The organism is Sphaerochaeta sp. PS (genome assembly GCF_032144095.1).
Lineage (GTDB): Bacteria > Spirochaetota > Spirochaetia > Sphaerochaetales > Sphaerochaetaceae > Sphaerochaeta.
The window spans coordinates 89,088-108,630 of record NZ_JAVSNJ010000005.1 but is presented as its reverse complement, the minus strand read 5'-3'; the positions used below and the strand labels follow the sequence as shown (position 1 = coordinate 108,630).

The 19,543-nt window shown below is 50.7% G+C and carries 20 protein-coding genes; 8 read left to right on the top strand and 12 right to left on the bottom strand.

Annotated features, from left to right (window positions below; translation table 11 throughout):
- Positions 1 to 8 precede the first annotated feature (8 nt).
- The 3 genes from ROJ03_RS06925 to ROJ03_RS06915 form a co-directional block, all read right to left on the bottom strand.
- Positions 9 to 1,292, bottom strand: coding sequence for a TRAP transporter large permease (locus ROJ03_RS06925; protein ID WP_313726280.1), 1,284 nt, complete (start codon positions 1,290 to 1,292; stop codon positions 9 to 11).
- 12 nt (positions 1,293 to 1,304) lie between these two features.
- Positions 1,305 to 1,805, bottom strand: a complete 501-nt coding sequence (locus ROJ03_RS06920; RefSeq protein WP_313726279.1) for a TRAP transporter small permease subunit — start codon at positions 1,803 to 1,805, stop codon at positions 1,305 to 1,307.
- Positions 1,806 to 1,871: 66 nt separating this feature from the next.
- Positions 1,872 to 3,041 carry a DctP family TRAP transporter solute-binding subunit gene (locus ROJ03_RS06915; protein ID WP_313726278.1) on the bottom strand — a complete coding sequence of 390 codons (1,170 nt, stop codon included), beginning with the start codon at positions 3,039 to 3,041 and terminating at the stop codon, positions 1,872 to 1,874.
- Positions 3,042 to 3,269: 228 nt separating this feature from the next.
- On the opposite strand from ROJ03_RS06915, the gene ROJ03_RS06910 reads away from it, so the two are divergent.
- Entirely contained in the window at positions 3,270 to 3,989 is a 720-nt protein-coding gene (locus tag ROJ03_RS06910; RefSeq protein ID WP_313726277.1) for a FadR/GntR family transcriptional regulator, read from the top strand.
- Between the two features lie 81 nt (positions 3,990 to 4,070).
- Here the strand turns inward: ROJ03_RS06910 and ROJ03_RS06905 are convergent, their stop codons facing one another.
- Together ROJ03_RS06905 and ROJ03_RS06900 are read right to left on the bottom strand one after the other, a co-directional pair.
- Entirely contained in the window at positions 4,071 to 4,229 is a 159-nt protein-coding gene (locus ROJ03_RS06905) for an OadG-related small transporter subunit (RefSeq protein WP_313726276.1), read from the bottom strand.
- 13 nt (positions 4,230 to 4,242) lie between these two features.
- A complete protein-coding gene (locus ROJ03_RS06900) occupies positions 4,243 to 5,379 on the bottom strand; it encodes a sodium ion-translocating decarboxylase subunit beta (RefSeq protein ID WP_313726275.1) in 1,137 nt (378 codons plus the stop codon).
- A 243-nt stretch (positions 5,380 to 5,622) separates the two neighbouring features.
- Here ROJ03_RS06900 and ROJ03_RS06895 point away from each other — a divergent pair, with 243 nt between their 5' ends.
- Entirely contained in the window at positions 5,623 to 6,552 is a 930-nt protein-coding gene (locus ROJ03_RS06895; protein WP_313726274.1) for a TIGR02452 family protein, read from the top strand.
- Between the two features lie 14 nt (positions 6,553 to 6,566).
- Positions 6,567 to 7,349, top strand: a complete 783-nt coding sequence (locus ROJ03_RS06890; RefSeq protein ID WP_313726273.1) for a GNAT family N-acetyltransferase — start codon at positions 6,567 to 6,569, stop codon at positions 7,347 to 7,349.
- A gap of 4 nt (positions 7,350 to 7,353) precedes the next feature.
- Here ROJ03_RS06890 and ROJ03_RS06885 read toward each other — a convergent pair whose 3' ends face one another.
- Positions 7,354 to 8,031: a fructose-6-phosphate aldolase gene (locus ROJ03_RS06885; RefSeq protein ID WP_313726272.1), complete on the bottom strand. Its 678-nt coding sequence runs from the start codon at positions 8,029 to 8,031 to the stop codon at positions 7,354 to 7,356.
- A 107-nt stretch (positions 8,032 to 8,138) separates the two neighbouring features.
- Here ROJ03_RS06885 and ROJ03_RS06880 point away from each other — a divergent pair, with 107 nt between their 5' ends.
- Complete coding sequence (locus ROJ03_RS06880) at positions 8,139 to 9,002, top strand: AraC family transcriptional regulator (RefSeq protein WP_313726271.1); 864 nt, start codon at positions 8,139 to 8,141, stop codon at positions 9,000 to 9,002.
- Here ROJ03_RS06880 and ROJ03_RS06875 read toward each other — a convergent pair.
- The 3 genes from ROJ03_RS06875 to ROJ03_RS06865 all read right to left on the bottom strand — a co-directional run bounded on the left by ROJ03_RS06875 (position 8,995) and on the right by ROJ03_RS06865 (position 11,763).
- Positions 8,995 to 10,629 carry a SulP family inorganic anion transporter gene (locus tag ROJ03_RS06875; protein ID WP_313726270.1) on the bottom strand — a complete coding sequence of 545 codons (1,635 nt, stop codon included), beginning with the start codon at positions 10,627 to 10,629 and terminating at the stop codon, positions 8,995 to 8,997. The genes ROJ03_RS06880 and ROJ03_RS06875 overlap by 8 nt on opposite strands.
- An 82-nt stretch (positions 10,630 to 10,711) precedes the next feature.
- Positions 10,712 to 11,086, bottom strand: a complete 375-nt coding sequence (locus tag ROJ03_RS06870) for a VOC family protein (RefSeq protein WP_313726269.1) — start codon at positions 11,084 to 11,086, stop codon at positions 10,712 to 10,714.
- Positions 11,083 to 11,763 (bottom strand): MBL fold metallo-hydrolase, encoded by a 681-nt coding sequence (locus ROJ03_RS06865; protein WP_313726268.1) that lies wholly within the window; start codon positions 11,761 to 11,763, stop codon positions 11,083 to 11,085. The genes ROJ03_RS06870 and ROJ03_RS06865 overlap by 4 nt, the downstream gene beginning before the upstream one ends.
- Positions 11,764 to 11,838: 75 nt before the next feature.
- On the opposite strand from ROJ03_RS06865, the gene ROJ03_RS06860 reads away from it, so the two are divergent.
- Positions 11,839 to 12,615, top strand: a complete 777-nt coding sequence (locus tag ROJ03_RS06860; protein ID WP_313726267.1) for a discoidin domain-containing protein — start codon at positions 11,839 to 11,841, stop codon at positions 12,613 to 12,615.
- Between the two features lie 239 nt (positions 12,616 to 12,854).
- Here ROJ03_RS06860 and ROJ03_RS06855 read toward each other — a convergent pair whose 3' ends face one another.
- On the bottom strand, positions 12,855 to 14,135 hold the full coding sequence (locus ROJ03_RS06855) for a sn-glycerol-1-phosphate dehydrogenase (protein ID WP_313726266.1): 1,281 nt from the start codon (positions 14,133 to 14,135) through the stop codon (positions 12,855 to 12,857).
- Between the two features lie 93 nt (positions 14,136 to 14,228).
- On the opposite strand from ROJ03_RS06855, the gene ROJ03_RS06850 reads away from it, so the two are divergent.
- The gene (locus tag ROJ03_RS06850) at positions 14,229 to 14,870 is read left to right on the top strand and encodes an SGNH/GDSL hydrolase family protein (RefSeq protein ID WP_313726265.1); all 642 of its coding nucleotides are present in this window, start codon (positions 14,229 to 14,231) and stop codon (positions 14,868 to 14,870) included.
- 23 nt (positions 14,871 to 14,893) lie between these two features.
- Here ROJ03_RS06850 and ROJ03_RS06845 read toward each other — a convergent pair whose 3' ends face one another.
- Entirely contained in the window at positions 14,894 to 15,751 is an 858-nt protein-coding gene (locus ROJ03_RS06845) for an HAD family hydrolase (protein WP_313726264.1), read from the bottom strand.
- 85 nt (positions 15,752 to 15,836) lie between these two features.
- Between ROJ03_RS06845 and ROJ03_RS06840 the strand changes: the two genes are divergently transcribed.
- Together ROJ03_RS06840 and ROJ03_RS06835 are read left to right on the top strand one after the other, a co-directional pair.
- Entirely contained in the window at positions 15,837 to 16,280 is a 444-nt protein-coding gene (locus tag ROJ03_RS06840; protein ID WP_313726263.1) for a MarR family winged helix-turn-helix transcriptional regulator, read from the top strand.
- Positions 16,281 to 16,288: 8 nt separating this feature from the next.
- Entirely contained in the window at positions 16,289 to 17,647 is a 1,359-nt protein-coding gene (locus tag ROJ03_RS06835) for an MATE family efflux transporter (protein WP_313726262.1), read from the top strand.
- Positions 17,648 to 17,743: 96 nt separating this feature from the next.
- Here ROJ03_RS06835 and ROJ03_RS06830 read toward each other — a convergent pair whose 3' ends face one another.
- Positions 17,744 to 19,252 carry a catalase gene (locus ROJ03_RS06830; protein WP_409530491.1) on the bottom strand — a complete coding sequence of 503 codons (1,509 nt, stop codon included), beginning with the start codon at positions 19,250 to 19,252 and terminating at the stop codon, positions 17,744 to 17,746.
- Between the last annotated feature and the right edge of the window lie 291 nt (positions 19,253 to 19,543).

Genomic DNA, 19,543 nt, shown 5'->3' with positions numbered 1-19,543 from the left:
ATACAGTCCTAGTAGATGTACCCGAGCAGGCGCGGTACAAAGAGAGTCAACTCAGGGATATACGTCAACAACATCAAGGCTATCAATTCAACACCGACAAACGGCAAGACTGCCTTGGATATCTTTTCTATACTCAGCTTCGCTATGGGAGCTGCTGCATAGAGACAGGTACCAACCGGTGGCGTGATCAAGCCGATATTCAGGTTAACGATCATGACCAGAGCAAAGTGCAAAGGCTGTATCCCTAGGCTGATGGCAATCGGCAGGAGGATCGGAGCCAAGATCAGGACACTGGCACCTGGATCCATGATCATTCCCATAAAGAGAAGAAATAGGTTTACAAGCATGAGGAATACAAACCTATTGCGTGTAATGCCTAGCATCACATCGGCAACCAGTGAGGGGATTCTCTCAAGGGTGAGGACCTGACCAAAGAGGTTGGCCATGGCTATGACCATCAGCGTAATGGCTGAGGCAACAGCAGCTCCCCTGAAACTTTCAAAGACATCCTTCCACTTCATGGTCTTCAGCAGATACTTTCCTGCTATGATCGCATACAGGCAGGCCACAACAGCAGCCTCAGTAGGAGTGAACATACCACTGAAAATACCAGCGATGAGGATCACAGGGCAGAGAAGCCCGATGATGGACTCGCGCAGGGTCAGAATGACCTGTTTCATCGGAATCTTTTCCACACGCCTTGGATGCTTTTGCTTGATTGCATAGTAATAGGCAAGAATCATCAGTACCAGTGCGATGGAAAGGCCAGGTACATAGCCGGCTGCAAAGAGAGCTCCAACGGATTCACCTGTTGCCATGGAGTAGATGACCATCACAACACTGGGGGGAATAATGGGCCCAATTACTGAAGAGGCTACCGTAACTGCCGCAGCATAGGCTGGGGTGTACCCCTCTTTTTCCATTGCCGGAATCAGGATGGAACCAAGGGCGGCAGTATCGGCAACACCGCTACCCGTGATTCCTGCAAAGAACACACTGGCTACAATGTTGATCTGCGCAAGGGCACCAGGAATCCTTCCTACAAGGATATTGGAGAAACTGATCAAAGCATCAGTAATTTTCGAGCGGTTCATCAATTCTCCAGCAAGGATGAAGAATGGGATGGCCAGCAATACATAGTTATCGATTCCGCTGAACATTTTCTGTCCGATCATGCTCAAGGGGATATTTCCTAAGAATACAAAGTAATAGAGTGAGGATGCTCCAAGTACAAAAGCAATGGGAATGCCAATTGCCATGGCCAGAACAAAAACAAGCGCAATAATACCCATGGTTATTTCCTTTTACAATCCGATTGTTTTACCATCAACACTTTTTGCTCCAAAAAGTGTACTCAAACCCCATGCCAGATGAAAAAACATCATAAAGAAGCTCATGGGAAGCAGTAATTTTACATATTTGAGAGAGAGAGGGATGATATCCCCACGAATCCTGGTTGCCTTAAGGGCTGCCTCAAGACTGTTGAAAAAGAAGTACGATACCGTAACCATTACAGCTATATAAGCCAGGCCAGTTACAATTTTTGCAATTTTCGCAGGAAGTGCGTTCACCACAAAATTGACGCCTACGTGTTGCTTGTTGCGCAGAGCAGCGCTTGCTCCCACGTAGGTTAGGCTGATGAGACCCCATCGGGCCAACTCTTCAGTCCAAGAGATTCTCAGGCTTGTGAATCTGCAAATGATTCCTGCGCTGATGACGAAAAATACGGATACTAGAATAATGGTGGCCATATAGGTAGCTATTTTACCCAATACCCAGCTGATCCGATCAAGTATGTTTACCACAGAATTCACCTCTTCATACAATTGACAACCGCTACACGGCGAAGCGGTTGTCAGTATTAACTACGATTACCAGCCGAATTTGACTTCTGACTTCTTTACTTCCGCAAGGAAACGATCAACGATCGAATCTCCAACCTCGCCCCTCAACCAATCATAGGTGGGAGCAGCGGCTGTCTTGAATGCCTCAAGTTCAGCAGCGGTAGGAACATAGACTTCCATTGAATTCCTGACTGATTCGAAGTCAAGAACACGGGAAGCCAAAGCTTCTGCAGCCCTATCAGCGTTCTGTGCATGGTATGCAGCGATCGTGATGATGTGCTGGTAGTTGGCAGGGAGGGAATTCCAGAAATCGACGTTCATCATTACGAAGTTTTCACTCCAGGTGTGTCCATCAAGGGTGATATATTTCTGTACTTCGTTCCACTTGTTGGCTGCAATGTTCCAGATGGGGTTTTCCTGTCCATCAACAACACCAGTCTGACAAGCTGTGTAGATCTCGCCTGAAGCAAGAGGAGTAGCGGAAGCACCCATGGCTTCGACCATCTTTACATAGATCGGGCTCTGCATGACGCGGAACTTGAGTCCCTTCATGTCGGCAGGGGTATGGATGGGGCGCTTGTTGTTGGTGAAGTGGCGAGTACCATTCTGGCCAACGGAGAGCATCTTCAGATTGCTCTTCTTTTGGAAATCTGCAGTCATCTCTTTCCAAAGATCGCTGTTGTCGAAGAAATCCCATGCAATCTCATCACTCTTGAACACATAGGGAAGGAAAATTACCTGAAGCTCAGGCATGATCGAGGAGGCGGTACCGGTCGCGGTTACCATCTCGATACCACCGCTCATTGCCATTTCCATGGTAGCCTTGGTATCGCCAAGGGCGTTTCCAGGATAGAGCTCAACAGCAATCTTTCCATTGGAGTTGGACTCTACAATGCTCTTGAATACAAGTGCATAGGCATGTTCTGGTAGTGGAGTCTTCGAGATGTTTGGCCATGTGGCTGCATCATAGTAGGCGAAGCGGATGGTGTAGTCCGGCTTTACAGTACGAACTTCCTTCTTGATGGAGACTGCGGCCTTCTCTACGGCAGAAGAGGAAGGTGCGACAGCAACGGAAGAAGCAGTAGCGGCGGGCATAGTACCTGCAGTGCTTGCTGCAGCACTGTCTTTCTTGGCACAGCCAAAGAAGAGCAGAGAAGCAACAACGACGAGAGCTAAAACAAGCAATGGTTTTTTCATAATACCAAAGTTCTCCTTTTTTTACGTTTAACTCATAGTACAAGTGAAAAATGAATCTGTAAAGGAAAATATTTATTTTTATTTTTATTAAACCAAGATATTTATTAATTTATTACAAAAGAAAGAATTATAAAAAATTTTGTTTATCTAGGTATAAAAATATCGATAAATAAATGTTGCATTATACGGCCACAACTTGTATTATAAGTTATGGACAGGAGATCATCTATGAAAGAGGAAGCACAACAAAAGACAACTTCACTGAGGATACAGATTTATACAAAACTACGAAAACTCATTGAACAGGATACCTGGGAAATTGGAGAGAAGCTCCCTTCCGAAAAAGATCTCTGTGAGCAATTTTCGGTGAGCAGGGTTACCATTCGCTCGGCCATCCAGCAACTGGAAGCCGTTGGATTGGTACAGACCCATCAGGGAGGGAGGACTGTTGTCGTTCGTACCGAAGTCAAAGGAGCTGTGGCCTCGCTCAACCCCCTTAAGGCGGCATTCCTCCAAAGCGACATCATCAAGGTATTGGAATATCGTATGGTGGTGGAGAAAGGCACCATCGGCCTGGCTGTCCAACATCTTACCGATGAAGACCTCGTTGCCCTTGAAGAGATCTTCAACTCCATGATAGTCCATCATGATGACATTGAGAAATTCAGTAAGGCGGACTATCTTTTCCACCGAAAGATAGCGGAATCTTCAAAAAACCCTATCCTTATCCAAGCAAACCAGAGCATTGAGGAAGTTCTGTCAACGACCATGCACAGCATTGTTTCCATCCTTGGTTGTGCCATCGGTATCCGTTACCACCGACTGCTGTTGGCGAACATGCGCAAACGGGACAAGGCTTCCTGCGAACAGCTCATGGAAGAGCACATCCAGGCCACCATTGATGGGGTACAATCATTTCTGCAGGTAAGTCAGGAGCCTATCCTATAAAACCAAAAAACGGGGGAGCAATCATCAGATCACTCCCCCATCACAGAGTTTTAAGCACGCACAATGCAAGAATTGCAGTAGCTAGCTCCTTCTCTCTTCTTGCTGTACCTCATCCTGTTTCGCCTTCTTCTTTGGCTTTCCCAAAAACAGCAGCACAACATAGATGATGAGGATGACTGCAAAGATCCCTGCCATACCCTGCCCCATCAGTTTGAGGGAAAGGAAAAATGTCTCACTCATAGCCATACCTCCCTTAGATCAGGCCTGGGACCAAGCCCAGGATGACACCGCCTGCGATGACAGAGGCAATCTGCCCTGCCACATTTGCCCCTACCGCATGCATCAGCAGATGGTTTTGAGGATCGGCCTGCTGGCCCATCTTCTGGATTACCCGAGCTGACATCGGGAAGGCAGAGATCCCTGCTGCCCCGATCATGGGATTGATCTTCGTCTTACTGAAGAGGTTGAGGAACTTGGCAAACACCACCCCCGCTATCGTATCGAAGACGAAGGCCATGAGGCCCAAGCCCATGATCATAAGCGTCTGGAGGGTGATGAACGACTCAGCCTTCATGGTTGAGGCAATGGTTATGCCCAACAGAAGGGTAACCAGATTTACCAACACAGTCTGGGCAGTAGTCGAGAGTGAATCAAGCACGGTGCACTCCCTGATCAGGTTCCCGAACATCAGCATCCCCACCAGGGAGACTGAGGCTGGGGCAACATAACCCGAGACGATGGTGACAATGATGGGAAAGAGAATCTTTGCACGCTTGGAGATCGCCCTGGGGTTGTAGGTCATCCTGATGGCCCGTTCCTTCTTCGTTGTGACCAGCTTGATGGCAAACGGCTGTATTATCGGAACCAGGGCCATGTATGAGTAGGCTGCGATGGCTATCGGGCCAATATACCTGCTTCCCAGCACCTGGGAAACCAGGATGGAGGTGGGTCCATCGGCAGCCCCGATGATGCCTATCGAGGCGGCATCGACCAAGTTGAAGCCCATGAGGGTTGCCAGGGAGATGGTGGCGAAAATTCCCCACTGTGCCGCTGCCCCAAACAAGATCAGCTTTGGGTTGGCAAGCAACGGACCAAAGTCAATCATTGCCCCGATGCCGATGAACAGCAAGAGAGGCATCGCCTCTGCAGATGAGATGCCCATGTTGAAAAGCCAATCAAGGATACCTGTCACCTCGCCGATACCCTGCATGCTTTGGGTGATGGCACCCGAAAAAGGCAGGTTTACCAGAATTGCCCCAAAGCCCATGGGCAGGAGCAAGGCTGGTTCCAGTTTCTTTGAGATCGCAAGATAGATCAGCATCCCGCCAACACCAAACATCAGCACCTGTTGCCACGTGGTATTGGACAATCCGACCAATAAGAAGCTCATAGTGAACCTCCAAAAATGAACATGGGGGGAGAAGTTGACTTCGCCCGAAGGGCTATGAAGCTCCCCCAACAATAACCCATCATAAGGGGTTGGGACCACGAGGTCAAATAGATACGGTGGGAAAGAAACAATACCACCATAACCAAAACAGAATATTGCAATTCCAGCTTGCCGAAAGGCCCCATGAAAACGTATACTCTAGCCATACACAAAAGCATAGGCACCTAGTATCAGGAGTTGACGATGTGGGACTGCAAAACGTTCACCCGGCGCTTTTCACAAGCTAAAGAGAGTGGAGAGTACTCCGTCTTAAGGCAGCTCAGGATTTCGGTATTTGCCGATACCCTCGATCATATCCGTTCAGAACAGTATATAAGCCAGCGTGGACAGACTATTGCCCTTCCCTTGGACAAACGCCTTATCAAGGAGAGCATCCTCTACTCCAAAAAACTGGAGGATAGCCCCTCCACCCCGTGCAATACAACCATCACTGTGGTAAACGCAGACTGCCTTGCCGCCGCCCAGGAAGAGAAAGGAAACCCCCTTGTCCTCAATATGGCAAATGCCACTACCCCCGGAGGCGGGGTTGAAGGGGGTGCGGGAGCGCAGGAGGAGCACCTGATGCGCTCATCCAACTACCTGCTCTCCCTCTACAGCTTCCATGACAGGTTCTCAAAGGCCTACGGCATTCCACGATCCAAACACTCCTACCCCCTGCATGAGGCCTACGGGGCTGTCTATTCCCCTGAAGTCACCGTATTCAGAGGAAGGGAAGAGGATGGGTACCCCCTTCTGAGCATTCCTTTCAAGGTGAGTTTTATCGCCGTCGCTGCCATTGAGAACCCCTATCTGAAAAAAAACAGCGAGGGGTTGTATGAGATGGGCGAAAAGGACCAGCTGCTTACCAAGGAAAAGATGCGTACCATTTTCAGGGTTGCAAAGAAACACGGCCACCGGGTGCTGGTACTCTCCGCCCTAGGGTGTGGAGCCTTTTGCAATCCACCGGCCCAGGTAGCCCGTCTTTTTTCCGAGGTCCTCAAGGAGGATGCCTACCGAACAGCATTCACCAAGGTCATCTTTGCCATAAAGGACGACAACAACGCCCACAAGTGGTACAACCCCGAGGGAAACTACGCGCCCTTTGCAAAACAATTCAAAGACGGATTGCTATGATACCAGTGCGACGGTTGACAAAAAAAGATATGGCCCAGGCCTACGACTATATCAAGGATGAGCCTGAGGTGACCCTCTTCATCCAAAGTGACCTAGAGCTGTATGGGCTGGAAAGCTCTGAGGTAGCGCTCTATGCGTTTGACGAGCCCTGGGATTGTATCCTGCTCAAATACTATTCTGACTTTGTCCTCTATAGCAAAAAAGAGCAGTTCAATGCCAAGGCTGTCGCTGCATTCCTGGCAAGACAGGAAAAGCTCATAGTCATCAGTGCAAAAGAATCGCATGCCAAACTACTGCAGCCCTTCTTCCCCCAGATAGAAATCTATGGGACCTACCTCTGTCGATGCAACAAATCCACGTTCAAGCAGGGAAACGAGAGTAGCCTACCCACCAAAATGCTCACATCTGAAGATGCCCCTGCAATTGTGAAGCTCTACCAGCAGGTAGACGAGTTCAAGAGACCCTTTCTCGAGCATCCCAAGGAGAAGCTAGAGGGCGTTGTCAACAACTACACGAACGGGGGTGTGGGCTTTGGGGTGTTTGAGAACAACACCCTGGTATCTGCAGCTTCCATCACAGCCCTCACCAAAAAAGGGGCAATGGTAGTAGGGGTTGCAACCCACCCCGATTACCGCAGTCGAGGCTATGCCTCCCTGTTGGTCAACAAGGTCTGCTCCCATAGCTTTGCACAGGGACTTGATTTCCTCTGCCTCTTCTACGACAACCCCACGGCAGGGGCCATCTACAGGCGGCTAGGCTTTGAGCCTATGGACAGGTGGGGGATGCTGAAGTTCTAGGGCTCTACAGGTCCAGGATCGTCTTTCCCGCATACACCTCATCCCACCTCTTTCTGAAGTCACCCACAGCCTTCTGGATCGAAGGCATGCTCAGACCTGTGGAGAGGATCTCAGGACGAACCGTACAGCAACCTGCCCCACAGGCATAGGAAGTGGTAATCTCGGCTACATTCTTGAAACTTGCGGCAAGCACCTGGGTGTTGCTCGTATTGGTCCATAGCAAGCTGCTCAGTTCCCTGATGACCCGCGGTGCATCAATGTCATTGTTGAGCATCCTGTCATAGAATACAGCCACATATTTGACACCACAGAGCATCGCCAGGATTCCCTGAATGGTGGAGAAGACGGTTGTTGCCGTTATGTTGAAACCTCGGGCTGTCAGGATTTTGATGGCCGTGAGCCCCTCCTCCGTCACCGGGATCGAAATATAGGTATCGTCACCCAACAGGGAACAGAGTTTTTCGGCCTCCCCGATGATGGTAAGGCTATCCCTACCCAGGACCTGCACGTGCAAGGACCTCTCCTGGCCGATCAGGGAACGGATACTTCTGAGGTGTCCAAAGAAATCGAGGCAGAGCTCGCCCTGGATCTGTTGGGGGTTGGTGGTCACTCCACTGATGGGGTAGAACTCCATAGCTTTCTCAAGGTCCTTCAGGTTGGCACTATCAAGCATCAGTTGCATACCACTTTTCCTCTTTACGCTATAGTGCCACACAATGGGACGGAGGACAAGAAGCGAAGGCCTTTCCAATTCTTGACAAAAGGGGGGCAATAGCCGAACATTCTTTCATGACAGATACCATCCTCACCGAAAGCTCCTTTTTTCATGAACCCTCGCTACAGCTCAAGGTAGTGAAGCGGGACCCGGAACTTCCGTTTCGCCTACACAGCCACGAGTTCAATGAGCTGGTACTGGTCATCGCGGGTACCGGCCTCCATTTCACCAAGGATGAGGAGTATCAACTGAGGGAGGGCAGTGTCTGTTTCATCCCGATAGGGATGCAGCACGGGTACAAGGATATCGAGGGCCTTGCACTCTACAACATCCTCATTGGGGAGAACATGCTGGCCAAGAACTTCCTTGACCTTTCCGAACTGCCCGGTTTCAACTCGATGTTCATGACAAGCGGCCAGATACCCACCCTCCTGCTCAATCCTACCCAACTGTCGGAAACACTCCCAATCCTTGAGATGATGGAAAAGGAAGCCGATGACCAGAGCTTTGGCTCGGGATCGAAAACCCTCGCCTACTCCTGCCTCCTGAACCTGATCATCACCCTCTCCCGTATCTACGACGAGACACCCAGGGAGAACAACCAGAGGGCTCACCGGCTTTGGGATGTGATAGCCTTTATGGACAGGAACAAGCACCGGAGCCTTAGCAGCGAGGAACTGACCGAAATTGCCCATATGAGCACAAGTACGCTCAACCGCTACTTCAAGCTGGCAACAGGGCTTTCTCCCCTTGAATTCCACACCCACAAGCGTATTGCCTACGCATGCACCCTGATACAAAAACGGGGGTTATCCATTGCTGAAATCGCCCAGGCTACCGGGTTTTCAGACCCGAACTACTTTTCCCGGCAATTTCGCAAAATAATGGATACAACCCCCAAGGAGTACCAGAAAATCTTTACCAACAGGCTCAGTTAAGGGATTCCAAGGCAATGACCGCACTGGTGAAAAACTGGTTCCTGCCAAGATACTCCACAAAATCAAGACGCTCGAACATATGCATCACTGCAGGCTGGACACCACAGAACAAGACCTGTACCTCTTGTTGCCTGCACATCTTCACGATCTCGACAAACTCGTTGACAGAACTGTGGTCGATGTTGGGCACTCCTCGTAGGGAGAATATGATCCGCCTGATTCCATCCTGGAGCATGGTGGTAACTTCCTGGGTCAGCAGGTCCTGGGAGCCAAAGAAGAGCGATCCATCTACATAGACAACCTTGGTCTTCCCCGATTTCTTGGATACTTCGCTTGAGGCATCATCCACTTCAATGGAGATCTTGTTGCTGGTGATGACGAACATAACCATGGAGAAGGCGATGCCGAGCATGATGGCAACCGTCAGGTCAAATACCACGATGGAGATCATGGTAAGGAGAAACTGGGAAATGGAGGTCTTAATCCGCTTCCTGAAAATTTCCCTGATCGCACGCCAGTCATTCATCCTCCAAGCAGTTACCATCAGCACTCCGCTGAGGGCCGAGAGAGGGATCCGGCTCATGTATGGCCCCAGCAAGAACATGGAGGCAAGAAGCCCCAATGCATGGATAACACTGGTCAGTCTGGTCTGCCCACCGCTCTTGATAGCCACACTGGTTCGGGAAATAACAGCAGTTGCAGGGATACCTCCGAAGAATGGAATGAGGGTGTTCCCTATGCCTTGGGCGATGAGTTCCTGGTTTGCCTTGAACTTCTCGCCACTACCTTTCATCTTGCTACCTGACGAGCCGCAGAGCAGACCCTCGATCATACCCAAGGCAGCAATGCTAATTGCTGGGGAGATGACATTCTTGAAATTGGTCAGGTTGATGTAGGAGAACCGTAGGCGGCTCTCTCCCATGATGGTACGGGGTATCAGGCCGACCTCGGCAACATCCAGGTCAAGGAACATCTGGAGCACCAGGGATACGATGATGCCAACCAAGGAAGCGGGTACCTTCCCTCGCCACCTCCTTGGCCAAAAGACCATGAATGCTACGATCAGAAGGCCATAGAACATGGTTGGAAGATTTGGAGAAAAACCCAGAGATGTATAGGAATAGAGTTTCTGTAAATACGTATGCCCATAAGAGGTGGTACCGAAGAAGCTATCGATCTGGCCCAAGGCAATGATGATTCCGATACCACTGGTAAAGCCTGTTATCACAGGGGTAGGAATATAGTTAATCAATGCCCCTATCTTGAGCAGTGCAGCAACCAGCAGGATCAGGCCACTGACCATACCTGCCAAAAACACACCTTCCGGTCCATATGAGGCTGCCAACCCAGCGAGTACTGCACTCATCGCTCCCGTTGGTCCTGAAATCTGAAATGAAGCACCAGCCAACGATCCTACAACAAAGCCAGCCATGATGGCTGTGATGAGCCCTGAGGCTGCATCCAAACCAGAACTCACCCCAAAGGCAAGTGCCAGGGGAAGTGCTACCGCTGTCACGGTCAATCCCGCCAGAAGATCTTTTGAAAAAACAGATGCCGAATATCCAGAAAATTCATTCTTGAGGTCGTGAAAAAACGACACGCCAATAAACGTACCTTTCTTAGCCATCCCACCGCCCTTCCTATGCATTGTATGTGATGGCCCCATTCTAGACCTTTTCCCCAAAGTGTTCCAGCCAGTTGGATCGCTTTTACTTTCTGATGGGTATGATCTCTATCCAGTAGCCATCGGGGTCAACAATGAAATAGATCCCCATTGCATGGTTCTCATAGCAGATGCAGTTCATTTCCCGGTGTTTCTTCCGGGCACCCTCAAGGTCATCGGTCTCCAAGGCCAGGTGGAACTCATTGTCTCCAAGGTTGTAGACGCCCTTTTCCCAGTTCTTCAGCCAGGTAAGCTCCAGCTTGTGCTTGGAGGTGCCGTCACCAAGGAAGACGATCGTGAAAGATCCGTCGGAAGCATCCTTGCGTCGCACCTCGGTAAGGCCAAGGGCCTCCTTGTAGAAAGCGAGAGATGCGTCAAGGTTGGTTACGTTGAAGTTATTGTGTGCAAATTCGAATTTCATGAAATCCTCCAGGTTTGGTTTCTCTGTTCGATAAAAAGGACCTTTGTATCTGTCTTGGCCTGCAGTTTCTGGCAGACGGTGAAGTCATCCCAGAAGTGCATGGGAACCAGGAGCGAGACGGAAGCATGGGAGAGCAACTGTTCAGCTCCTAGGCTAAACGACGCGCCAAGCCGTGGATCCACAGGGACAAAAGCAAGGTCAAATCTTGTGGGCAACTTGGCTACCTCCGAGAGGTAGTCTTTTTCCATCTGGGCATTCCAGTCGTCTGGTTCCCCCTCCCAGTGCCAGTTGTTCAGGTCCCCCGCATAGTAGATCGTCTTGCCTTCCAGCCCTATGACAAAGGCAAGCCCCTCGTCGGTGGACTTGAAGGTGGAGATGGTAAGGCCATCGACGACAGAGGTAGTCCCCTTGTCAAGGAACTGCGCCTGACTGAGTTTCCCTTCAGGAACCCTCCCTTTCGGTATATCCGATGAAAGCAGGTAGGTGACCTGCTTTACATGGGGTGCCAAGGAGAATACCTTTTCCGAGAAATGATCGCCATGCCGATGGGACGAGAAGATGTAGAGAGGCTTGTCAGCTGCAAAGGGAGGGACCTCCCCTTCGAAGTAATCAAAGAGAATATTTGCCCTTTCTGCCTCAATGCAGAAACTGCTGTGATGTATGTAAGTCAATTTCATACCCCTACGATGGGCTATAGCAAGTATGCTGTCAAGAGCCAGTCAGTATGGTATACTGGCCAAAGGAGGCAAATCATGCTACAGATTCAGCTGCTCAATGCAGAACACACCATACTCGGAACTAGCCATCCAAGCGGGGATGGAGTGGCCCTTGTACACGCACCAACCTACCAGGCGGGAGACCATATACTGCTTACTGTCGACAAGGCCGGCCTGTATGACATCCAGCTTGATGAGGCACTTGGCAAACATACCGTCTACATCAAGGACCGGGCAACCTATGAGATTCCGACCGAGGATTCTCGAAGGACCTGTTTCCCCAAGCAGGCATTCACCGGTGAAAACCACCTCCTGACCCTGGCCAAGTCGACAAGGGCAGCCTCCTACCGCAACCTTGCCCTCAACCCCTATGACAACCACCACACCCTTGGCATCTTCCCCCACGCACAGGCCAATGTGGAGACCAGAAACGAGATGCAGTTTGCTGCAAGGAACGCCATTGACGGCGTACTGGAAAACAGCAGGCATGGCAGCTATCCCTACACAAGCTGGGGAATCAACCAGGATCCCAAGGCTGAGCTCACTGTCGATTTCGGACGCCCTGTCACCGTTGACCTGGTGAGGATAACCCTACGGGCCGACTGGCCACATGACTCCTGGTGGAAAGAGGCAACCATCACCTTCAGCGACAACACACAGATGGTCTGTCCCCTGAAGAAGGATCCACTTCCACAGAGCTTTCCGATGGAAAAGAAAACAATCACCAGCATCAGGATAGAGAGGCTCATCAAGGGCGATGAGACACCCTACCCTGCGTTGACACAGCTTGAAGTGTTTGGGACAGATAGCTAGAGAATCCCTGTCCAGAATGCAACCTTCCAATACACTCCGTATGGAAGGTTTTTTTCATGCTACAAACCCTCTATCTCCAAACGCTTGAAAGTAAAGACTCAGCCTGGATTAAACAGCACAAATGATATTCCCCGGTTTTGAGGTAACTGAGGAAGAAATACGGGCCTGGCAAGATTGCATCAATATGGTAGCCCTTCACAACGTTGTACAGACATTAGCAGCAGGTGTGCTTTGGCATATCAAAACACCCCCTGATCAAAAGCCAACAACATCTCCTCCAAAAAGCCCGCCTCATAGAGCAGATCGAGGATCGTGTACCTGTTCCTGATCATCTGGGCTCCCCTGATGGCACGAAAGAAATCTTCCTTGGTCGTATTGATGTCAGCATAGCTAATGGGGCACCCAACTTCCTTCATTGCCTGCCTCAGCTCCCCATAGGGGGGTAGCTGGACTGAACAGCGTCTCAATATCTTGGGAAGGGCTATCAGAATAGCCTTTCTTCGCGTCTTTAGGGCATCACCCTCAAGGAACTTCACCTTTGCAATGGGCAGCACCTGCTCGAGGATGATGGGAGAAAACGAAAATACCTTTTCAATGTTCTCCCTTCTCTCTTCCCAGCTTTCGCTCGGCCTTTCCATGATGGAGGAGAAATCCATCCTGACAAGCCTTTCATAGAGGAAGCTCATGGCAAGGGTCCCTACCGCTACCTTGAACCCATGGCTGACAGGCAGCCCATCCTTTTGCAGATGCTCCATCTCCCAGAGATGGCTGACCAGATGTTCAGCCCCACTGGCAGGGCGGGAATCATGCATGACCTGCATGGCAAACCCACTGGCAGACAGGGCATCAAACAACAGACCAACCGACCTCGGGTCGCGGTTGGCAATATCCTTGTGTGCAGCATATACCTGCCTCAGGGGAATCTGTACCATCTTCCAGATATCCTGGCGCATCGGGTGGAGCCCAAGTTCGTCTGCAACGATCCAATCGGCACCAGCTGTAAATTTGGCCATGCAATCACCAAAGCCTGATGCTATCATCGGCATGGGGGACGAACAGAGGATGGTGGTATCGGCAACCACAGAAGTGGGGGCATTACAGGGCAAAGTCTGCTTGAACCCCTTGATGGAGACAGCTGCACCGTAGGAGGTATACCCATCGACCGAGGGGGCGGTGGCCACCACCATGTAGGGGCGGTCGACCTCATAGCTTGCACGCTTGGTGATGTCGTTGAGGCTCCCCGACCCTAAGACTACAGCGATGCTTGCATCCTGGGAAAGGGAGAGGCGTACCCGCTCAATGGAGAACTCGTCAGCATAGACCTGAGGCAGGGCTGCAAAACAACACTGCCTGACCTCTATTCCTTGCTGCTCGAGGCTCTGGATAAGGGCAAAGCCACCAATTCCAAGAGTATTCGCATCGGAGACCAAGAGTGCCTGAGTGTGTCCAAAGGCCTCAACAAACAGGGCTCCTGCCCGATAGATGGCCCCCTGCTCCACTACAGAAATCTTGGTATCCATGATTGCTCCTCACAAGGAGCATACCACAAGAAACCTCAGAAACGGAACCATTCGCCTCTTGCTCCAAGCCAAAACCCTTGCTACACTTCGCCCATGATGCAAAAAACCTTCTCCATTCTAGGCGACTCTATCTCCACCTTTGCAGGCTTCAACCCACCGGAAAATGAAATTTTCTACCCCAAGGAAGGCTATGATGTAGTACTAAAAGAGCACACCTGGTGGCATCTGTTGATGGAGGAGACAAACCTCAAGATCCTGATGAACGAATCCTATTCAGGCAGCAGGATAAGCGAGACTGGGGCCCGCCCCCTCTCCTCAAGCTTCCTTGCCCACAAACGCCAAGAGCGGCTGGAAGGGGATTTCATCATCATCTTTGGGGGAACCAACGATTTTGGGCAGGCGGACAGCCCCACAACACTTCCCATCTTTGCCGAAGCATACCAACGGCTGGTACGCTCGATGCTTGCCCTTCACCAGAGGAGCACACTCTATTTCTGCACCCCGCTACAGAGGACAGACAGGACCCTCACTGCCATGAACGCCAACGGATGGAACCAGAACGACCTGGCAAGAACCATCAGGCAGACTGTTGCCTCCTACCCAAAGGCACATTTGATCGACCTGGCAGCCTACCCCATCAAGGAGGGTGACGGCCTGCTCGCCGATGGCCTCCATCCAACAAGGGAGGGAATGAGGGTAGTTGCACGCCTTATGCAAGAGTGGCTACATCAGTAGGACCGACAAAAGAAAATGCTCTCCTATTCTCCAGCCTTCTGTGCCACATCCCACATCCCCACGTGGGCATCCTGCAGCAGGTTCTCCGCCTGCATCTTGCTCAGGATGGTACTTACCAGGGAGAACAAATCCTTGCCCTCAGAGTAATCGGCCTCAACAAAGAAATCGATACGCCTTTCGCGCATCAGATGATGACAGGTGGTAAGGTCCCCTGCCTTATGCACCGCGATGCTCTTGCCCCCGTTGGTCTTCACCAACTTCATGCAAGGCACATCGGTAAGACCGTCACCAATGTAGATCATGTTGGTAAAGGGAACCGAGCGGCTCTCCTCGGGGGTAAAATTGTTCAGTTTCTTGTCCTCAAACACATCCAGCACTCCCTTGTTGATCCTAAAGAGGAATTGTGTCTTGGCTGTATAGTTGACTGCAAGCTTGGGCCAGGTGGCGACACCATTCTCGTCATAGAAATACTCACTGGCATAGATACGCTTGAATCGGTCTCCTACCGCAGAACCCTCTATGATCTCTCTCAGGCCGGAGGAGATGATGTAGTGGTCGATGATGAGTCCCAACTCAGAACCCTTCCTATCGATCGCCTCAAACCAGGAGAGGACCCCCGGGTAGAACTCAAGGCCCTTTCCCAAGGAGACAAAATCACTCCTTCTGATGGGCTGGTTCCGTTTCTTTGACTCATCCAACATGAGCTTCATGTAGGCCAGGATGCTGTCCATCCCCTCCTCACGGGCCAAGACATTTGCCTTTGACCAAAAGGAGGATGCCTCCATATTCAGTTTCGGTATGAAGGAGTACTCCTGCATATCCTTGGTAGTGAGGGTCTTGTCAAAATCATACATGATGGCAATGGTAGGTTTCTGTTGCATGGGTGCAAGTATACCACGGGATGGGAAAAGAAGAAAACAGATGCAATAGTTGACGCATCAACTAATTTTCTATATACATTCTCCTATGCAGCACAAAAGCATCGGACGGCTCATCTCCATTCTACACAGACAAAGCCAAATATACACAAACAAGGCCTTGAAGGAATTCTCGCTTACCAGCGCAGAATATCCCTTCCTTTTTGCCCTATACACCAAAGAGGGACGAACCCAGGAGGAGCTATCCTCCTACCTCTATATCGACAAGGCTGCCACAACCAGGATCATCCGATCCTTACTGGCAAAAGGGTATGTGACCAGGGTCCAAGATGGGCTGGACAGACGATGCAACCGTATTTTTCTGACTGAAAAGGCCAAGCAACAGCAAGAGGAGATACGGGGTCGAGTCATGCAGTGGAATGCATATATTACCGAGGGCCTTGATGACGAGACCTACCAGAATGCCTTTGCAGCATTGCAAAAGATGGTGGATCAAGTAGAAAATACCCCGCTTTTTGAAAACTTGGAGTAGAATACAGAATGGATAAGCTAAACAACCCACTCGGCGAAAAGAAAATATCAACACTACTGATGCAATTCTCAGTACCGGCAATAGTCGGCATGATGGTCAGTGCCCTGTACAACATTGTTGACCGGATCTTCATCGGAAACAAAGTGGACCTTGGGGCCTTTGGCATCGCGGGCATAACCATCGTCTTTCCCATCATGATCGTCCTCATGGCCTTTGGGGTACTCTTCGGCATAGGCGGAGCTACCCTCTTCTCCATCAAGCTTGGGCAGAAAAAGTATGAGGATGCAGAAAAGACCATCGGCAACGCTTTCATCCTCCTGTTGATAGCCGGCCTCTCGTTCTCCATCCTTGGTCAGCTATTCCTCAACCAGATCCTCATCCTGTTTGGGGCAAGTGCCGAGGTACTTCCCTATGCAAAGGAGTACATGCGCATCATCTTCCTCGGATCCACATTCCAGGTCATGAGCATGGGCATGAACAACTTCATCAGGGCTGACGGGAACCCAAAGATTGCGATGCTCTCGATGTTCCTTGGCGCCGGCATCAACCTCATCCTCGACCCCATCTTCATCTTTGTCCTCGACATGGGGATGGCAGGGGCAGCCTTGGCGACCATCATCAGCCAGATTGCTTCCACCATCTGGGTGGTAGGCTACTTCCTGGGTAAGAGAAGCACAAACAAGCTACGCCTCGCCAACATGCACCTCAAGAAAACGGTCGTCCTCACGGTAATCAGCCTGGGAATCCCGCCATTTGCCCTCCAGCTCGCCAACAGCCTGCTGAACATTGTCCTGAACAAGACCCTCATCACCTACGGAGGAAACCTTGGAATTTCGGCAATGGGCATAGTCAACAGCCTGCAAACCCTGCTCATCATGCCGATCATCGGCATCAACCAAGGGGTGCAACCCATCATCAGCTTCAATTTCGGAGCCCGGAAGTTTGACAGGGTGAAAGAGGCTGCAAAGCTCGGCATCACGGCGGCAACCCTGTTGGTGCTCCTTGGCTACCTTGCCACCCGCTTCATTCCCACCCAGATGGTCGCCCTCTTCAACCAGGAGCCAGAACTGCTTCGTTTGGGAACCTTTGCCCTCCGGCGCTGGTTCCTCTTTACCCCCCTGGTAGGATTCCAGATCATAGGTGCGAACTTCTTCCAGGCGATAGGCAAGCCTCGGTCGGCGATGTTCCTCACCCTCTCCCGCCAAGTGATCATCCTCATCCCGGCCATCATGATCTTTCCCCTGTTCTGGGGCTTGGAGGGCATCCTCTATGCGGCCCCGTTTGCCGACCTCATCTCCACAGTCATCACTGCATTCTTCTTCTTCAACGGCCTGAAGAACCTGGAGAGAAAAGCAGCAGTCATCTGACAAATTGAAGAGTGTTCACCATTAGAAAAAACCAGCAGATCGCTCTGCTGGTTTTTTGTCCTATACACGGCATATCCTGTCCTCTATAAAGACAGGTTACCCTCTGGCCCCATAGAGATCATCCATGTCCACTTCCTTGATAGGGATACCCAAGGCCTTGGCAACACCCTCTCCATACGCAGGATCGGCAAGATAACAGTGACGTATATGCCTCTTCTGCACCAAGAGGGTGGTACCACCCATATTTCTGGCGGTATTGTCGAACAGGCGTTGTTTCTCGTCCTCCTGCATGATGTTGAAGAGTTTCCCGACCTGCTCAAAGTAGTGGTCATCGTCCTCCCTGAAGTCATAGTGGTCGATAGGGCCATCACCATCAAAGGGACGCTCCTGCAAGCCATTCTGGTCCTTCCACATCCCATAGGAGTTCGGGTTGTAGTGCACCGATCCGCTGAAGTTCCCATCAATACGCATCGCACCATCGCGGTGGTAATGGTTGGTCTCAACCCTGCTCCTGTTGACCGGAATCTGGTAGTGGTTTACCCCCAGGCGGTAGCGCTGTGCATCCCCATAGGAGAAGAGGCGCCCCTGCAACATACGGTCAGGAGAGTAGCTGATGCCGGGAACCTTGTTTGCAGGATTGAATGCAGACTGCTCAACATCGCTGAAATAGTTGTCTGGATTCCTGTTGAGCTCAAAGTACCCCACCTCATGCAAGGGATACTCATCGTGGTACCATACCTTGGTCAGGTCAAACGGATTGTGAGGATGTTCTTTGGCCTGCTCCTCCGTCATGATCTGCACATACATCTTCCATCGGGGGAAATCACCCTTCTCGATGGATTCAAAAAGGTCCCTCTGGTTCGACTCCCGGTCGTGGGCAACCACAGCGGCTGCTTCAGAATCGGTCAGGTTCTTGATACCCTGCTCGGTCTTGAAGGTGAACTTAACCCAGTGGCGTTCTCCCTGTGCATTGATGAAGGAGTAGGTATGCGAGCCATAGCCATTCATGTGCCTGAAGGAGTGGGGAATACCACGGTCGCCCATCGTGATGGTCACCTGGTGCAGGGCCTCAGGGAGCATCGACCAGAAATCCCAGTTGTTCTGGGCATTGCGCATATTGGTCCTTGGGTCGCGCTTGACCGCATGGTTGAGGTCAGGAAACAGCATCGGGTCGCGGAAGAAGAATACTGGGGTGTTGTTCCCCACAAGGTCCCAGTTCCCTTCGTCGGTATAGAATTTCATGGCAAAGCCACGGATGTCACGTTCGGCATCAGCTGCCCCTCTCTCCCCTGCAACGGTTGAGAAACGGACAAACATGTCGGTCTTCTTCCCTATGGCCGAGAAGATGGACGCCTTTGTCCACTTGGTGATGTCATGGGTGACGGTAAAGGTCCCGAAGGCTCCCGATCCCTTGGCATGCATACGCCTCTCTGGTATCACCTCACGGTCGAAGTGGCTCATCTTTTCCAGGTACCAGGTGTCCTGGAGCATTGCACCACCCCTCCGGCCTGCTGTCTGAATATTCTCGTTGTTCGCTATCGGCCTTCCACTTATCGAGGTCAGTGGTTTCTTAGGGAGGGTATCACGCCCATCACGATCCTTCATTTCAATCTTCTTTTCGTTCTTCTTTTTTTCGTCCACACAAACCTCCAATGGCATACACACCCAGTAACAAATACTGAGAAACTCACATCCCATCTCTAAACAATGGAAAAATTACTGTATATGCATCGATAATTGTAGCATCTTCAGAGAGGAAGTCAATCAGTTCTTATCAAGAATTATTCTAAATTGATATTTTATATTATTACTAGCTAGTACCTATTCCATTTTGAGAGGATAGGAAGAAAAGTCCCCAAACAAAGGAGATACAACCAGGGCCCAGATCATATCCAG

Excerpts from the sequence above, each read along its gene's own strand:
- ROJ03_RS06835 (WP_313726262.1), top strand. The coding sequence starts at position 16,289 with ATGGATAAGCTAAACAACCCACTCGGCGAAAAGAAAATATCAACACTA.
- ROJ03_RS06855 (WP_313726266.1), bottom strand. The coding sequence starts at position 14,135 with ATGGATACCAAGATTTCTGTAGTGGAGCAGGGGGCCATCTATCGGGCA.
- ROJ03_RS06900 (WP_313726275.1), bottom strand. The coding sequence starts at position 5,379 with ATGAGCTTCTTATTGGTCGGATTGTCCAATACCACGTGGCAACAGGTG.
- ROJ03_RS06850 (WP_313726265.1), top strand. The coding sequence starts at position 14,229 with ATGATGCAAAAAACCTTCTCCATTCTAGGCGACTCTATCTCCACCTTT.
- ROJ03_RS06845 (WP_313726264.1), bottom strand. The coding sequence starts at position 15,751 with ATGCAACAGAAACCTACCATTGCCATCATGTATGATTTTGACAAGACC.
- ROJ03_RS06875 (WP_313726270.1), bottom strand. The coding sequence starts at position 10,629 with ATGGCTAAGAAAGGTACGTTTATTGGCGTGTCGTTTTTTCACGACCTC.
- ROJ03_RS06880 (WP_313726271.1), top strand. The coding sequence starts at position 8,139 with ATGACAGATACCATCCTCACCGAAAGCTCCTTTTTTCATGAACCCTCG.
- ROJ03_RS06885 (WP_313726272.1), bottom strand. The coding sequence starts at position 8,031 with ATGCAACTGATGCTTGATAGTGCCAACCTGAAGGACCTTGAGAAAGCT.
- ROJ03_RS06905 (WP_313726276.1), bottom strand. The coding sequence starts at position 4,229 with ATGAGTGAGACATTTTTCCTTTCCCTCAAACTGATGGGGCAGGGTATG.
- ROJ03_RS06865 (WP_313726268.1), bottom strand. The coding sequence starts at position 11,763 with ATGAAATTGACTTACATACATCACAGCAGTTTCTGCATTGAGGCAGAA.
- ROJ03_RS06915 (WP_313726278.1), bottom strand. The coding sequence starts at position 3,041 with ATGAAAAAACCATTGCTTGTTTTAGCTCTCGTCGTTGTTGCTTCTCTG.
- ROJ03_RS06860 (WP_313726267.1), top strand. The coding sequence starts at position 11,839 with ATGCTACAGATTCAGCTGCTCAATGCAGAACACACCATACTCGGAACT.
- ROJ03_RS06830 (WP_409530491.1), bottom strand. The coding sequence starts at position 19,252 with ATGAAGGATCGTGATGGGCGTGATACCCTCCCTAAGAAACCACTGACC.
- ROJ03_RS06840 (WP_313726263.1), top strand. The coding sequence starts at position 15,837 with ATGCAGCACAAAAGCATCGGACGGCTCATCTCCATTCTACACAGACAA.
- ROJ03_RS06870 (WP_313726269.1), bottom strand. The coding sequence starts at position 11,086 with ATGAAATTCGAATTTGCACACAATAACTTCAACGTAACCAACCTTGAC.
- ROJ03_RS06895 (WP_313726274.1), top strand. The coding sequence starts at position 5,623 with ATGTGGGACTGCAAAACGTTCACCCGGCGCTTTTCACAAGCTAAAGAG.
- ROJ03_RS06925 (WP_313726280.1), bottom strand. The coding sequence starts at position 1,292 with ATGGGTATTATTGCGCTTGTTTTTGTTCTGGCCATGGCAATTGGCATT.
- ROJ03_RS06910 (WP_313726277.1), top strand. The coding sequence starts at position 3,270 with ATGAAAGAGGAAGCACAACAAAAGACAACTTCACTGAGGATACAGATT.